The organism is Sorangium sp. So ce296 (genome assembly GCF_051529605.1).
Taxonomy (GTDB): domain Bacteria; phylum Myxococcota_A; class Polyangia; order Polyangiales; family Polyangiaceae; genus Sorangium; species Sorangium cellulosum_D.
In genome coordinates this window covers 12427941-12443054 of sequence record NZ_CP150325.1, presented here as the reverse complement: position 1 = coordinate 12443054, position 15114 = coordinate 12427941, and the positions used below count along the sequence as shown (strand labels likewise).

Below are 15114 nucleotides of genomic sequence, written 5' to 3'. Positions count from 1 at the left end.
GCCTGTTGATCGACGCGCGACGTGCGACGTGCGCGCTGCCCCTGGACGCGGTGGGCATGAGCCCCGACGCCTTCGCGCGGTGCCCGCCTGTTCGGCGTTCTAGCCGCTCGGCGGCGCGCCCTCGGGCGCCACCTCCGGTCCGGTCGGCGCGGCCGCGCCGGAGGTGTCCGCGGGCTCGGTCGCGGGGTCGTTGGAGGACGCCGCGCGGCCGCCGCGGCCCTTGTAGAGCGACGGCGCGATCGTGTCGGCGTCTCCGTCGTTCCAGCGCAGGTAGGTCACGGCGCGGCGAGTCTGGTCATAGGCGTGCACGAGCAGCGCGAACGCGCGGGCCCGCTTGTCCGCGGCCTCGGTCGGCCCGGGCGCCTTGCCGTGCTCCCGCGCGCCGAGGGCGGTGAGGAGCTGCGGCCCGATCTCTCCGGCGCGCTTCACCTCCTCCTCCGTCGCCGCCGTCTTGCCGGCGATATCGGACCAGCGCCCGCCGAGGAGGGCCGAGAGCGCGACGAGGTCGTTGGCCATGTCGACGTGCCCGTGGCCGGCGCGGATCTCCGCGACGGCCGCCGCGTCGAGCAGGCCGCGACGGGCGAGCGCCTCGGCGTCGCCCAGCAGGTTCTCGCGCAGCGCGGCCGCCTCGGCGAGGAGCGGCTTCAGCGCGTTCTCGGCGCCTCCGCTGGAGAGCCACAGGAGGTGCGCGTACCAGGCGGCGAGCGCGTAGGTCTCCAGCCGGTCGAGCAGCGCGAGCTCGTGCTGCTGCAGCTGCGCGGCGATGGCGGGGCGCAGCGCGAGCAGGCCTGGCAGCACGCCGAGCACCTGGGAGACGGCGCGAGGGATGTCGATCTTGATGGAGACGAGTCGATCCGGGCTCAGCGACTCGATCTCGGGGAGGGTCCTGTCGAACGCCGCCGCCGCCTGGGGCGGCGCCGCGAGCGCGCTGGGCGCCGGCTTCTTCTTGCTGACCGGAGAGGAAGGCTTGGCCATGAGGGGAACACCTCTCGTCGAAGTCCTTCGCCGGGCGGCGAAGGGACACAAGCGCCGTGCTCCCTACTCCCCTGCGCTGGACGTGTTGTGCGCGTCCGGCGCGCGCCGGACGTTCGTGCCAGGGGTAAGCACCCGTACCGCTCGGTCAACGGACATGGCAAGATTTCGACGGCCCATGGCCGAGCGCCGCGATGTCGTGCCTGCGCAGCGCGGCCATTGGGGAGCTGGGCCGCCTCCGATGCCGGAGGAAAGCTCAGCTATCGGCGCCGGGTCGCCTCCGATGCCGGAGGAAAGCTCAGCTATCGGCGCCGGGTCGCCTCCGATGCCGGAGGAAAGCTCAGCTATCGGCGCCGGGTCGCCTCCGATGCCGGAGGAAAGCTCAGCTATCGGAGCGGGGCCGCCTCCGATGCCGGAGGAAAGCTCAGCTATCGGAGCGGGGCCGCCTCCGATGCCGGAAGATCGACCCGGCGAGCGTTTGGCCAACGAAATGCTTGCCATTGCGAATCGATGCGAATATGGATGCGAACATGGGAGACCACGCGCGCCCGGTGCTCCGGAGCTGCGAGGGAGGACCAAGCCAACGGTGGGCTCTCATGGGAACTGGGCCTTCTCGTGGAGGTATGGAGATCCATGAACTACCAAGCTCGATGCGCCCTCTCGGCGCTGTTCGTCGCTGCGTCGGTGAGCTTTGCAGGACCGGCCAGCGCGGATGTGACCATTTCCAGCTGGGGATACGTATCGCCCCAGAATCCGACCGATCCCTGGGACCTGGGGCTGACCCCGCTCGTCGTGCGAGGTGGGACGGTCGACGTAACTTATGGCGGGACGTTGATCAGCCCCGGTGCGTCCGTGGCAGGAGGGCTCGACTGGGTCGGCGCTGTCCGGGTCGACGGGTATGGGTCGACCTGGATCAACGATGGATCGATCAACATCGGCGGGGACATGGAGGGTCAGGTCGTCATCCGGAACGGTGCCGCGGCGATCACCGATGATCTCGTGGTGGGCACTCGATACTCGCTGCATGAGGGACGTCTGATCGTCGAGGGGTACGACGCCACCATGACGAGCACGGCGAATACCTACATCGGCCACACTGGACAGGGCCACGTCGAGCTCAAGCAAGGCGCGAGCCTCTTCTCGCATAATGTCTATATCGGCGGAAGCGGCGGCTGCATGAGCTGCGGGGGTGACGTCGCCATCACGGGGTCCGGGACGCAGTGGGTGAGCACGGGGGAGTTCGTCCTGGGGGTGAGGAGCCATAGTTCGCTGGACATCTACCGCGGCCAGCTCTTCACGGTGAACGCACGCATCCTCGGCGACGATATCGGCTACATGACCAGCCATGCGAGCGTGAGCGGCTGGGGCGGCACGTGGACGAACCAGGGGCTCCTGCGCGTCGGGTCGAACTATGGATACGGCACGCTCACCGTCGGGGCCTACGGGACCCTCGTGACAGAAGACACCGAGATCCGCTCTCAGCTCGGCGGGGGCTTCGTCAAGGTGAACGATGTCTATGCATCGTGGCTCAACAGCGGCGACGTCACCGTCTCTGCCATCGGCAACCAGTATCCATCGCTCCTGGTCGACAATGGCGCCCTCGTGAGCATCGGCGGCCTCCTCCGGACGGCGCCCTGGGCCGGCGGCGATCCCTACCCCTACCTGGGGCCCTCGGTGCGCCTCGCGGATGGCGAGCTCATCGCGGGCGCGATCGAGGCCGCGACGGGCGACTTCGAGTTCGCCAGTGGGCGCCTCCAGACAGGCAGCTTCGTGGGCGATCTCGCCAACACGCAAGCCGGCGAGCTCTCCGTCGGGGAAGCTCACCCATCGACCATCATTGCCGGCAGCTACAGCCAGGGGCCAGACGCTACCCTGAGCATCACGGTCGCGGGCCCCAGCGCCGTGCCGCTCCTCCAGGTGGACGGGGACCTCCACCTCGACGGGGCGCTGAGGCTGCTCCCGGCCGATGGGCCCGTGTCGTTCCAGGCCGGGGACGTCATCGCCGTGTTCGGCTGGAGCGGCGGCCTCACGGGGACGCTCACCGCCGTGGATATCGATGTGCCGCTCGCCCCGGGGCTCGCCTGGGACACCTCCGCGCTGCAGACGACCGGCGAGATCACCGTCGTGCCCGCGCCCTGAGCGGCCGTCGGCGTCGCGCGCGGGGCCGATCCTGCGATCAGGTCGAGCTCCTGCGTGGCGCCGGCGTCGACGATCTCCGGCAAACCAGGCCGATCCCGATCTCCGCGTCCGATTTACCCGCCGCACATTTCGGCGAAACTCATGGGAAACACGGCGACCGCTATACCCGGTCCGGCGTGTTCGTCGAGGACGGTCACGCCCCTCCTCCATGGCCGCGCGCTCCTCCCTCCACCTCAAGGTCGTCACCTCCGAGACAACGCGGACCCACTGCCCGTACTGCGCCTTCCAGTGCGGCATGGTCGTGACCGATCTGTCGCCCTTCTCCGGGCCGATCGAGGTCCGGCCGGACGAGGAGTTCCCCGTCAACCGCGGGCAGATGTGCATCAAGGGGTTCACCTCCGCGGCGCTGCTCGACCATCGCGAGCGGCTGACGTCGCCGCTGCTCCGCGGGCGCGACGGCCGCCTCCTCCCGGCGCGGTGGGAGACGGCGCTCGATTTCATCGCCGAGCGGCTCCTCCAGCTGCGCGAGGCCCACGGCCCCGCGGCGCTGGCCGCGTTCGGCAGCGGCGCCCTGACGAACGAGAAGACCTATCTCCTCGGCAAGTTCGTCCGCCTGGCCCTCGGGTCGCCGAACGTCGATTACAACGGCCGCTACTGCATGTCCTCGGCGGCGGCGGGGCAGAACAAGGCGTTCGGCGTCGATCGCGGCCTGCCGTTCCCCGTGTCCGACATCGCCCAGACCAAGACGCTCCTCCTGTGGGGCGCGAACTGCGCGGAGACCCTGCCGCCCATCATGCAATGGATCTACGCCCAGCGCGACAACGGCGGCGCGCTGATCGTCGTCGACCCGCGGCGGACCGACACGGCGCGCGGGGCGGCGCTGCACCTCCAGCCCACGCCCGGGTCCGACCTCGCGCTCGCCAACGGCCTTCTCTACCTGGCGCTGGAGGAGAAGCTCGTCGATCCGGCGTACATCGCCGCGCGCACGGAGGGCTTCGACGAGCTCAGGCGCGTCGTCCTCTCGTACCACCCGGCGCACGTCGAGCGGCTGACCGGGGTCTCGACGCAGGACCAGCTCCGGGCCGTGCGGCTGCTGGCCGAGGCGCCGAGCAGCATGCTGCTCTCGGGCCGCGGGCCGGAGCAGCAGTCCAAGGGCTCGGACACCGTCCTCTCCTTCATCAACCTGATGCTCGCGCTCGGCAAGGTCGGCAAACCCCACAGCGGCTATGGCTGCCTGACCGGACAGGGCAACGGCCAGGGAGGCCGCGAGCACGGCCAGAAGGCGGATCAGCTGCCGGGCTACCGGCTGATCGAGGACCCGGAGCACCGGCAGGCGATCGCCCGCGTCTGGGGGATCGACCCGGCGGAGCTGCCGTCCAAGGGGAAGAGCGCCTACGAGCTGCTCGACGCGCTCGGCCCCCAGGGCGGGATCCGCGCGCTGCTCGTGTTCGGCTCCAACGTGGTTGTCGCGTCCCCGAACGCGCTCAACGTCGAGCGCAAGCTCGCCGCGCTCGACCTGCTCGTGGTCTGCGACGCCTTCGTGAACGAGACCGCGGCCTCCGCCCACGCCGTGCTCCCCGTCGCCCAGTTCGCGGAGGAGGAGGGCACGATGACGAACCTCGAAGGGCGGGTGATCCTCCGGCAGCGGGCGCGCCGGCCGCCCCCCGGGGTGAAGAGCGATATCGAGATCTTCTGCGAGCTCGCGCGCCGGCTCGGCGCGGGCAAGCACTTCCAGTACGAGGGCGCGGAGCGGGTGTTCGACGAGCTGCGGCGGGCGACCGCGGGCGCGAAGGCGGACTACAGCGGCATCACCTACGACAGGATACGGCGCGAGCGAGGCGTCTTCTGGCCGTGCCCGTCGACCGAGCACCCGGGGACGCCGCGCCTCTTCGCCGATCGCTTCTATCACCCCGGCGGCCGGGCGCGCTTCCACGCCGTCCACCACCGGCCGGCCGCCGAGCTCCCCGACGACGCGTATCCGCTCTACTTCACGACCGGACGCTACAAGGAGCATTACAACTCCGGCGCTCAGACGCGCCGGGTCTCCGCGCTGGACGAGGCCAAGCCCGAGCCGAAGGTCCAGGCCCACCCCCGGCTGGCGGCGCGGCTCGGCGTGGTCGAAGGCGACTGGCTGCTCGTCGAGAGCCGCCGAGGGTCGGTCATCTTCCGGGTCTCGGTCACGCCGGAGATCCGGCCCGACACGCTGTTTGCGCCGTTCCACTGGGGCGGCAAGAAGGCCGCCAACGTCCTCACCAAGCCGGCGCTGGACCCGACCAGCCGGATGCCGGAGTTCAAGGTGTGCGCCGTCAGGGCGCGCCGGGTCTCGGAGTCGAACTGATGCGAAGGAAGGACCTTGTCGTCGTTGGCAATGGCATGGCCACCTGCCGCCTGCTGGACGAGCTCGTCTCGCGCGGCGCCCGGGACCGCTACAACATCACCGTGTTCGGCGAGGAGCCGGGCGGGGCGTACAGCCGCGTCCTGCTCAGCAAGGTGCTCGCGGGCGAGGCGCCCGACTCCATCGTGACGAAGCCGCAGGCGTGGTACGAGCGGAACGGCGTGAAGCTCGTCAGCGGGACGTCCGTGGAGCGGCTCGACACCGCGGCGAGGATGGTCGTGACGGACGGCGCCGCGGCCCACCGTTACGACGTCGCGGTGATCGCCACCGGGAGCCGGCCGCTCGTCCCGCCGCTCGAGGGGATGACGACGGCGGAGGGCGATCTGCGTCCGGGCGTCTTCGTCTACAGGACCATGGACGATTGCCTCCGGATGCGCGGCCACGCGCGGGCGGGAGACAACGCCATCGTGGTCGGCGGCGGGCTGCTCGGCCTGGAGGCCGCCAAGGTGCTGAGCGACATGGGGCTGCACGTGACCGTCATTCACGTCGCCAAGGGCCTCATGAACGCGCAGCTCGATCAGATGGGCGGCGACATGCTCGAGCAGCAGATCGAGCGCTGCGGGATCTTCGTCCGCACCGGGCGCACGGTCGAGGCGATCTGCGGGGACGAGGTGGTGGAAGGGGTCCGGCTCGACGACGGCAGCGTCTTGCCGGCGGACATGGTGATCCTGGCGTGCGGGGTGCGGCCGCGCGTCGACGTCGCGCGCGCCTCGGGGCTGCCCATCAACAAGGGCATCGTGGTCAACGACACCATGGCCACCCAGGTGCCCGGCGTCTACGCGATCGGCGAGTGCGCGGAGCACCGGGGCAGGCTCTACGGCATCGTGACGCCGATCTGGGAGCAGGCCGCCGTCCTCGCGGATCTTTTGACGGGCGCGAACCCGCAGGCGCGCTACCGGGGCTCGAAGCTCTACAGCCGGCTGAAGGTGGCGGGGGTCGACGTCACCTCGATGGGCAGCGTCGAGCCGGAGCTCGAGAGCGACGAGGTGCTGCAGATCGTGGAGACGCGGAAGTGCACCTACCGGAAGCTCGTCATGCGCGACGGGCGGCTCCTCGGGGCCATGTTCGTCGGCAACACCGCGGCCTCGGCGGCGCTCGTGCAGCTGTTCGATCGCAACGATCCGCTGCCGGCCGACCCGCTGGAGGTGCTCTGCGCGGGGGGCGGCGGCGGTGGTGGAGGGACGGCGGCGCAGGGCGAGCGGATGGTCTGCAATTGCCACAAGGTCAGCGAGTCGGCGCTCCGAGAGGCGATCCAGGGGGGCGCCTGCACGCTCGAGGCGGTGTGCGCGGCGACCAAGGCGGGCACCGGGTGCGGCTCGTGCCGCAGCGAGGTCGCGCAGATCGTGGCCCGGCACGCCCCCGCGGAGGAGCCGCCCGCGGGACGCATCGTGGCCGCAGGGTAGGCGCGGGTTCCTGGCTTCTCGTGGGGGTTCGCGCGGCGCGTACCGGAGGAGCAAGCGATTCCGCGCGAGCCCGGGCGCTCACTTCTTGTTGATGTTCGATACGGCGAACTGGCTTCGAACCGGATAATGCACGCCGACCTTCGCGGTCACGTCGACGTTGGCCTTGCGCTCGAACACCATCACGCAATCCGAACCGCCGAACTGGAAGTACGAGAACATCTCGCCTTTGCTCAGTTGCTTGCCCACCAGCTTGGTTCGGATCTTCTGGTTCAAGAGATCGACCTGCTGCTGGTAATCGCGCCCCTTCTTCTCCTCCGGCGTCAGCGTGATAGGCCGCTGTCCATCAGCCGCGGGGGTCACGAACACCACGGAAGAGACCTGCGCCATGCCCATGGGCAGGACCGCGACCTTGCCGATCTCGGACTCGAGCACCAAGAGGCCGCGGCACTGCACGAACTGGTATCCGGTCGGGTCCCCGGCGTCCAGGTAGCGCTGCGGGATGACCGCCCGCGCGAGGTCGCCGTTCACGTCGTTCCCATCCTGCGTATCGAGCGCCACCTCCAGGTAGACCTGCCCCGGGATGAACTTGGCCTCCAGCACCTTGCCCGCCACCGGCGTGTGCTGCCGGTGGTAGTCATAGGTGTTCAGGAAGCTGTGGCAGAAGATGCCGCCCTCGAAGAAGCTCGCATACTCGCTGTCCTGAAGGAGCTCGCGGATCGACCACTCGATGTGCTTGACCACGATCGAGGGCGGCGCCGGCAGCGGCTTGCCCACCTTCGTGCTGACCGTCCACTGGCCCACGAACGTCGATTCGGCGGGGAACACGATGACCCGATCATCCTTCGTGGAGGCGACCGGCCGCTGTCCATCGATGTCCCTGAATTTGCGCGCGAAGAACTCGTTGAAGGTCGTGTATTCCTCGGGCGCCTTCTCGTAGTCCTGCCAGGCATACTCAGGCGCGTACTTGAAGCTCTCGATGTACTTCATCGACTCCGGCGTGTCCAGGAAGGCCCCCCACTCGACAGCGAAGTCGCGCAGCCAGCGTGAGATCGGGGAGAGCTTCGCCCCGTCGAGCGGCGCGATCGGGCTCTGCAGGACCTCCAGCGACGGCTGGTTGAAATAGTAGTAGAACTGCGTGATCCGCAGGTACACCGTGCGCTCGTGCAGCTCCTCGCCATCCCAGTCCCAGACGCGGATTTCCGGGATCCAGGTCACCAGCGCGTCCACGTAGAAATAGAATTGGTCCAGGGTCTTGATCTGATCCAGCTCCGGGACGCGCTGCGCGCTCACGGTCTTGATGGCGTCCTCGAAGGCGCCACGATAGTAGTTCGCCTCGATGATGGACTTGAGCTCCTTCGTCGCCCGTTGCTGGGGCTCGTAGGCCACCCCCTCCTGGGGCAGGTCTCGCAGGAACGGCGGCGCCTGCGGCGGAAGCTGCTTGGCCGCCGCGGAGGCGAGCTCGCCCGTCGCCGGCCCTGCGGTCTCGTGGGAGCGCTTCAAAGCCCGATCCAGGTCCTGAGCGGACGCGACGCGCCTCCGTCGGACGGAGCTGGGGACGATGCGGTGCTTGCTGCTCATAGGCCTCTCCTTGGCGCGAGTCGTTGGTTGGTGGCTCGAACGTTCGACGTCCGGCGCGCGCCGACACGAGAGCGCTGGCGCTGCGCGTGTCGCCGCGATGCTTTGCAGTGGGCGTGCCATGGCCACGGGGACCCGAGAGGCGGCTGAGACACCGGACGGCCCGTACCTCGGGATGGCCCCGCGATCCGATCAGATCGCGCAGATCAGCGCGACGGCCCGCGCGCATCGTGGGCGCCCAGGAGCTCTTGCCGACGGCAGCGGCTGGCAAATCCTTGCCGGCCGGTAGCGACTTGCTGGCAAATCTTTGCCGGAAGGATCGCCGCCAGCGAACGGTCCAGCTAGCCTGCGGCCGCGCCGGGCTCGCGCGTGAGCCACGCGAAGCGTTCGTCGACCCCCGCGCTCCCGCCGCTCCCCTCGTTGGCCCGCTCGGCCCAGGCGAAGCGCCCGCTCCCGCGCGCCTTAGCGCGCGCGGACGCCTCTCCCCTCCAGGTGAACCGGCCCATGCCCGAGGTCCGGTCGATCTCGACGTCGTCGTCCTCCCCCGCGATGCGGTCGTAGACGCTGTCCCGGTCTCCGAGCGCGAACGGGCCGAAGCTGTAGCCGTCCGAGCCCGCGTCGAGGTCCCCGAGGTCATGGTACTGCGCGTCGATGGAGCTGTAGGCCTTCCCGCCGACCTTTTTCGTGTATTTGAACCCGTTCGCCAGGGCGGTGTACTTGAGGATGCTGCTGACCTTCCTCGACTGGAGGAGGCTCTGTTCGGTCACCTTCTTCCACGTCTTGATGGCGATGATCGTGTCCTTCGCCGAGATCGCCGCGGCCTTGACGCTCTTCCCGAAGCGCTTCATCTGGTCGGCGGCGCCCTCCCCGAGCTCCGCGGCGCCCTGCTTGAACGACCTCCACAGGCTGCCGTCGGCGGCCTCCGCGAGCTCCTCGAGCAGCTCGTCGCTCTGGGAGCGCAGCCGGCCGAGCGCGTCCGAGAAGCTCTCCGCGGCCTGCTTGCCCACCTTGGACGCCACCTCGTCCGCGGCCTCCTCGGCGGACTCCTTCAGGATCTTCGCGAGCGTCCCCTCGGCGCTCTCCCGCGCGAACGCCTTGCCGGCCCGCTCGAAGAACGGCTGCGCGAGATCCGCGGCCCCCTTGGCCATGAACTTGGCGCCCTTCAGCGCGCCCTTGCCCGCGGCCTTGGCGCCCTTCCACATCTTGCCCGCGATCTGGCCGCCGAACTTCATCAGGATATCCATCGCGATCTCGATCGCGATGTCGACGAGGCACGCCACGAAATCGGCGAAGGTGAAGCCGGCCTTGGCGGTGCCCCAGACGACCGTGAAGTCGAGCGGCAGGCTGACCGGGCTATTGCACGCGAGGTGGAGCGAGAACGGCACGGTCTTGAACGGCGAGCACGCGAGATCGCACACGGTCTCGCCGAAGATGGGGTTATCGCACGCGATCGCGACGCCGCTCGTCCCCCAGACCGAGATCGAGCTGCCGAAGAGGATGGTCCAGGGCAGCAGTGGATTCCACCCCTGGACCACGTCGACGTGCGGGACGACGAGGCTCGCGTCGCTCCCCCGCCCCATCCAGTGCACGCCGTCGAGCTGTATCTCGCGCTTGCCCTGCTCCGACCAGAACGAGAACAGGTGGGTGCCGCTGACCAGGCCGACGTCGAGGTGCGGCCAGTACTTCTGCGGCACGTAAGCCCCAGGCGGCGGCATCGGCCACCAGAACAGGGCCTCGTGCCACGAGAGGCCGATGAACACGTTCCACCGCGTGACGGTCAGACAGCCGTAGCCCATCGAAAGCGCTCCTTCACCGCCGCTTCACCGCCGTGTGCGGTCCAGCGTCCAGCGCACCGCGCGGCGCAGGTTCATCTTCTGCTCCTCGGTGAGCTCCAGGGCCACGGGGGCTCGGGCGCTCCAGACCACGACGACCTCGCCCGGCACGGGGCGCACGACCACGGAGCAGAGGTGCGTCTCCACCTCGGTCAGCCGGCCCGGATCGAGCTCCAGGTGAACCCGCGGCGCCTCGCCGGGCAGATGAAACGAGTAGACCTGCCGGTTCGGGTGCAGGTTCCGCAGCTCGAAATAGTCGCCCGGCGCGAGATCGGAGACGCTCATCCCGGGAGACGCCGTCTGGGCATGCTCGAGGCGAAGGGGCGCGCCCGGGTCCTGGTACAGCGGCGGAATCTCGAGGACATCGCGGGCGGCCCAGCCCCGCTCGACCTCTGCGGGGAGCTTGCCGTCGGTCTGACAATAGGGCGCGAGCCCGAGGTACGCGAGCCGGGGGAACCAGGCCGTCGACTGGAAATCCCACCCCGCCGGGAGCGGGGCGTGGATCCATCGGTACGGCGTGCCCACGGCGAGGCGCTGGGGGGTCAAGGGGTCGAACGGGTGCTCGAGGTTCGGGATCGGCAGCCCCGTGAAGCTCTCGGCGTCGAGCTCCATCAGGTAGCCGTAGCCGCAGGGGTTCCTGGGATAGTGATACGGCGTGTCGGCGAGCGCGCTCATCCCCCGCCGGGCATCCTGGATGAGCTGGCCGAGGATATCGCCATTGCGCCCGAGCGCCGTCAGGTCGACGCCCCCATATGCGTAGTCGTAGCGGACCGGGACCACCTCGATCGGGGTTGCCTCGGAGAAGCGAGGCCGGCCGGCGCGATCGAGCTCTCCGAGGCGGTCGCCGTGGACCACGATCTCGCGCTGGTGCTTGCCGAACTGCACGCTGGCGGTGAGCTTGCGGGTCCCTGCGTCGTAGGCGTGGGCGAACGCCTGCACGACGACGTCGGTCGCCCGCCGGAACGGGAGCAGATCGTCGACGGCGATCGGCGGGGAGACCCGCGGCGGCTTGCGTTTGTCGTTGTACGGGATCTCGTCGTCGTGCAGGACCTCCTGCCGCCCGGGGGCGTCGAGCTCGCACCGGCCGTTGTGGATGCGGTAGGTGCGCTTCATGACCCAGGCGATCCATGGCCGTCCGTCGGGCTCGCCCTGGAGCAAGAGCTCGGTCTTGCGGCGCGGTCGCTGCGCCGGCGCGGGCGGCGGCGTCGGCGCGGGCGGCGTCGGGTCGTCGATCACGGGCGCCTCCGGATCACTCGGCCTCGTAGATGCGCCACCGGCCTCGCCAGTAGTTCTTCTCCGGCGCCTCGGCGTCGCCAGGCTGGCGCCGCGTGTCGGTGAGCAGCGGCTCCATCTGCTCCCAGAAGGCCTGGCCCAGCGCAGGGCCGAAGATCGCGGTGACCGTGTCCTTCATGAGCTCGTGGCGCTGCTCCTCCGGCAGCAGATCGAAGGCGTCGGGCGGCCGAGGCATGGCGTCATCCTACCCGGCGGGCGTGCGCTACCCGGCGGGCGTGCGGGCGGGCGACCTTTCCGTCACGTCCGTCACGAGGCGGGCCGCGTGCGGAGGGCGATGCTCGAGGGCTGGCGGCCGAGCCGAGCCGGTCGGGCGTGTTCCGCCCACGGTGGCCCGCCCGACAGTGTTCCAGCCCGTCCTACCGGACCGGAGCCGCCTCGCTCGGCGGCATCCAGCAAGGTCGCCTCCGCGGTTGACATGCCGAGCCGAAGCACCTACCGCGGCGGAGTGGTAGCATCTGCCGGAGCCATGGATCCCAAGGCGAATAAGAGGACGGGGCCTCAGTTCAGCGCCGAGATGCGCATCTCGCAGCGGGCAATCTTCCAGCTCGCCGATCGGCTCACGGAAGCATGGTGGAAGGTCGAGTCGCCGGCCATCTATCCAGACACCGGCGAGGACGTTCGGGTCGAGATCTTCGACCCGGGAGGAGCTCGCACCGGGCTCTCGCTCGATCTCCAGGTGAAGGGGCACGAGAGCGTCAAGCGGTTTCTCAGGAAGAGTGATCCCGCTCATCTGTACTACCCGCTGGACGTCAAGCACCTCGGGGGGTGGGCAAGCAAAACAAGGCCAGTTGCTATCATTGCCTGGGATATCCGCGAGCGGCGCGGATACTGGGTTCTCGCGAGAGATGCTTGCAAGCGCCTGGACACGGAGAGTTCTGGATGGCGTCGGAAGCACAGTGCAACGCTTCTCATCCCGAAGACCAATGTCACGGACGACGAAGGGCTCGGGAGGTTGCGAGAGGCAGTAGCGCGGGATGAGCTCCCGAAGCTGGTCCGGCCAGGTGAAGAGGTGCCCGTCGAGTTGTCGCTCCAATTCGACGAGACCCCGGAGGGGCGCGCCAAACAGAACGAACTCATCGAGTTCTGGGAAGGCGGCGGAGCAGTGACCATCGAGCGTCGATTCATCTCCGACCTGATCATGCTCCACGACGGCCTCCGAATGGCCTTCGGAGAAGGCTACTGGAAACGCGCCATCGAGGTCCGGCTCTTCTCGCTTCCTGGACGTGAATCCGCGAAAGTTCAGGTGGAAGCCGCATCACCAGCGGGCACAGCACTGCTAGCATATGTCGAGCTGCGGCTTGCTCGCTCTGGTCGCCGGTACGCGACCTTAAGCAATGAGCACCAGCATGCGGCGGTCACCTTGAAGCTCGTCCTCGACGACGAGGACACGAAGCACGTCCGGGCGAGCATCGAGCTTGCGCTGGGCGGGAGGGGCCTCGACGAGGCCAGGGCTGCCGTGTGGTTCGTCCTTGTGGCCACAGAGTCTGGCGGCAGCCTGAGAATGGCTCGGCTCGACGAGAAAGCGGATCCGTGCATCTTGCCGTTCTCTGTCTCCGTGCCGGAGGAAGAACGCGCGTCGCTGCGGCGAACGCACGAGCTCTTGCAGAGGCTCAGCTTGCTCCAGGAGCGCGTACGGAGATACGGCCATTTCAGTTTCGCATTCCCGCCGTCGCAGCAACAAGTGCAAAGTGCACTCAAATTGCTCCGTATCATCTCCGGAGGCGAGCACGAGATGACGTACAGGGCGAGCCTCTCCGTGAAACGCACAAGCGAGTTATCGATCGATTCGACCGAAGGTCCGCTTACCCTCGTCCATGATGGCGACGATGCCGTCGAGGTCTTCGGCGTTCGTGTGCCCATCGGACCTGTACGGTTCGAGATTACCGACGTCGAGCGCTTCGTCGAGTCGTACAACAGTGCGTTGCGGCGAGCGCTCGCGTCGATGCAAGATACGTTTCAACTGAACTTCGTGTGCAGAGGGCGCTACCTGGACTGGTCCCCTGATGGCAGCCTCGAGGATCGTCTCGACGCTCTGGCGAAGGAGCAGGCAGGGTACTTCACGGCCGAGCAGGCGCGGGCGATCGGCTGTTTCGCTGACTACCTGGACTACCTCGAGCAGCGCACGAAGGTGGAGACCGTGGCGGAGGGCGTATTCCGCATGGTTCACTTTCCGCCGGTCTCCGACGTGGAGGATCTGGTCATTGTCTGGCTCCAGAGCGGCAAGACAGCGATCTTTTCCCATCACACCGCGCTCGTGCTGCATGAGCTCTCCGACATCCTTCCACCGCGCATTCACGTGACTGTTCCGCCGGCGTGGACGCCAGCTGCGCCGCTGCCGGCTCATGTCGTGATGCACCGCGCGACGCTCGCCGAGTCGGAGATCACCTGGCATGATGTCGTGCCTGTCACGACTCCCCTACGCACCATCCGAGATTGCAGCGTGGCTGGGCTGGATCCAGAGCTAGTGGACCAAGCGTGCCGCGAAGGAATCGAACGCGGCATGTTTCCGGCCGAAGAGCTGCCCCCGAGCGCCATTGTGGCCGCGGAATGAAGACGAGGAGATATGGCACCGCCGATCGATTTCGGCAGGCGCTCGAGCAGCGGATCCGCACCGAGGCGCTGCGCAGCGGCATGCTCATCGTGCGCGTCCGGCAGATCGCGGTCTTCGAGCGGTTCACAGCGCGGCTCGTGTCGGCTTTTGGATCGCGCGTCGTGCTCAAGGGAGGCTTTGCGCTGGAGCTGCGCCTGCATGGAGCTCGCGCCACGCGCGACATGGATCTGCGGGTGTCAGGAGATCCCGGCGCGCTGCTCGCCGAGCTGCAAGCTGCAGGTCGGATGGACCTCGGCGATTTCATGACCTTCGAAATCCGGCGCGACGCGCAGCACGCGGTGATCGCGACGACGAGCCCTTATCAAGGGCACCGTTTCCGCGGCGAAGCACGGCTGGCCGGCAAGATCTACGGCGAGCCGTTCCATGTGGACGTCGTCTCCGGTGGGCTCATGCCCAGACCTCCCGATCGCGTCACCGCGGGGGAGTTCTTCGGGTTCGCTGGCCTGCCACCATTCGAGGTCGCCGTCTACGCACGTGAGGTGCACATCTCAGAGAAGCTGCACGCGTACACGTATCCATACCCTGTGGCCAATTCCCGCGTCCGCGACCTGCCGGACCTCGCGCTGCTCGCACGAAGCGGTACGTACGATGCGGTGGTACTTCGTGACACGATCGCTGCCGTCTTCGCCTATCGTGCGACGCACCCGGTGCCATCGAAGCTGCCGAGCCCGCCCGTTACCTGGGACGCTGTCTATGCCAGCCTCGCGCAAGAGAACGCGCTTCAGTGGCATACCATCGACGTGCTATTTCACGCAGTCGAAGCATTTCTCGACCCGGTGCTGGCGGGCGGGGCCGGCACGTGGAGCGCTGAGACCTGGACCTGGGGCCATCAGAGCTCGGGCGAACCGCTCGTTGATCGGCCACAAGACGACGGGGACCCTGCAGACTCGTGAC

At 68.5% G+C, this 15114-nt stretch carries 10 protein-coding genes; 5 read left to right on the top strand and 5 right to left on the bottom strand.

Annotation, left to right across the window (positions count from 1 at the left end):
- Positions 1 to 99: 99 nt before the first annotated feature.
- Positions 100 to 975 carry a hypothetical protein gene (locus tag WME98_RS45930; protein ID WP_437947954.1) on the bottom strand — a complete coding sequence of 292 codons (876 nt, stop codon included), beginning with the start codon at positions 973 to 975 and terminating at the stop codon, positions 100 to 102.
- Between the two features lie 630 nt (positions 976 to 1605).
- On the opposite strand from WME98_RS45930, the gene WME98_RS45925 reads away from it, so the two are divergent.
- From WME98_RS45925 to WME98_RS45915, 3 genes are all read left to right on the top strand, one after another.
- Positions 1606 to 3111: a hypothetical protein gene (locus WME98_RS45925; protein WP_437947953.1), complete on the top strand. Its 1506-nt coding sequence runs from the start codon at positions 1606 to 1608 to the stop codon at positions 3109 to 3111.
- Positions 3112 to 3319: 208 nt separating this feature from the next.
- Positions 3320 to 5449, top strand: coding sequence for a molybdopterin oxidoreductase family protein (locus WME98_RS45920; protein WP_437947952.1), 2130 nt, complete (start codon positions 3320 to 3322; stop codon positions 5447 to 5449).
- The gene (locus WME98_RS45915) at positions 5449 to 6909 is read left to right on the top strand and encodes an FAD-dependent oxidoreductase (RefSeq protein ID WP_437947951.1); all 1461 of its coding nucleotides are present in this window, start codon (positions 5449 to 5451) and stop codon (positions 6907 to 6909) included. Before WME98_RS45920 ends, WME98_RS45915 begins: the two co-directional genes overlap by 1 nt.
- A 78-nt stretch (positions 6910 to 6987) precedes the next feature.
- On the opposite strand, the gene WME98_RS45910 is transcribed toward WME98_RS45915, so the two are convergent.
- From WME98_RS45910 to WME98_RS45895, 4 genes are all read right to left on the bottom strand, one after another.
- Positions 6988 to 8487 carry a phosphatidylserine decarboxylase gene (locus WME98_RS45910; protein ID WP_437947950.1) on the bottom strand — a complete coding sequence of 500 codons (1500 nt, stop codon included), beginning with the start codon at positions 8485 to 8487 and terminating at the stop codon, positions 6988 to 6990.
- Between the two features lie 338 nt (positions 8488 to 8825).
- The gene (locus tag WME98_RS45905) at positions 8826 to 10280 is read right to left on the bottom strand and encodes a hypothetical protein (protein ID WP_437947949.1); all 1455 of its coding nucleotides are present in this window, start codon (positions 10278 to 10280) and stop codon (positions 8826 to 8828) included.
- A 24-nt stretch (positions 10281 to 10304) separates the two neighbouring features.
- Entirely contained in the window at positions 10305 to 11552 is a 1248-nt protein-coding gene (locus tag WME98_RS45900) for a DUF2169 domain-containing protein (RefSeq protein WP_437947948.1), read from the bottom strand.
- A gap of 13 nt (positions 11553 to 11565) precedes the next feature.
- Positions 11566 to 11784, bottom strand: coding sequence for a hypothetical protein (locus tag WME98_RS45895; RefSeq protein WP_437947947.1), 219 nt, complete (start codon positions 11782 to 11784; stop codon positions 11566 to 11568).
- Positions 11785 to 12075: 291 nt separating this feature from the next.
- Here WME98_RS45895 and WME98_RS45890 point away from each other — a divergent pair, with 291 nt between their 5' ends.
- Positions 12076 to 14160, top strand: coding sequence for a DUF4365 domain-containing protein (locus WME98_RS45890; protein WP_437947946.1), 2085 nt, complete (start codon positions 12076 to 12078; stop codon positions 14158 to 14160).
- Entirely contained in the window at positions 14157 to 15113 is a 957-nt protein-coding gene (locus WME98_RS45885) for a nucleotidyl transferase AbiEii/AbiGii toxin family protein (protein WP_437947945.1), read from the top strand. The genes WME98_RS45890 and WME98_RS45885 overlap by 4 nt, the downstream gene beginning before the upstream one ends.
- The last annotated feature ends 1 nt before the right edge of the window (position 15114 follow it).

Excerpts from the sequence above, each read along its gene's own strand:
- WME98_RS45930 (WP_437947954.1), bottom strand. The coding sequence starts at position 975 with ATGGCCAAGCCTTCCTCTCCGGTCAGCAAGAAGAAGCCGGCGCCCAGC.
- WME98_RS45925 (WP_437947953.1), top strand. The coding sequence starts at position 1,606 with ATGAACTACCAAGCTCGATGCGCCCTCTCGGCGCTGTTCGTCGCTGCG.
- WME98_RS45920 (WP_437947952.1), top strand. The coding sequence starts at position 3,320 with ATGGCCGCGCGCTCCTCCCTCCACCTCAAGGTCGTCACCTCCGAGACA.
- WME98_RS45915 (WP_437947951.1), top strand. The coding sequence starts at position 5,449 with ATGCGAAGGAAGGACCTTGTCGTCGTTGGCAATGGCATGGCCACCTGC.
- WME98_RS45910 (WP_437947950.1), bottom strand. The coding sequence starts at position 8,487 with ATGAGCAGCAAGCACCGCATCGTCCCCAGCTCCGTCCGACGGAGGCGC.
- WME98_RS45905 (WP_437947949.1), bottom strand. The coding sequence starts at position 10,280 with ATGGGCTACGGCTGTCTGACCGTCACGCGGTGGAACGTGTTCATCGGC.
- WME98_RS45895 (WP_437947947.1), bottom strand. The coding sequence starts at position 11,784 with ATGCCTCGGCCGCCCGACGCCTTCGATCTGCTGCCGGAGGAGCAGCGC.
- WME98_RS45890 (WP_437947946.1), top strand. The coding sequence starts at position 12,076 with ATGGATCCCAAGGCGAATAAGAGGACGGGGCCTCAGTTCAGCGCCGAG.
- WME98_RS45885 (WP_437947945.1), top strand. The coding sequence starts at position 14,157 with ATGAAGACGAGGAGATATGGCACCGCCGATCGATTTCGGCAGGCGCTC.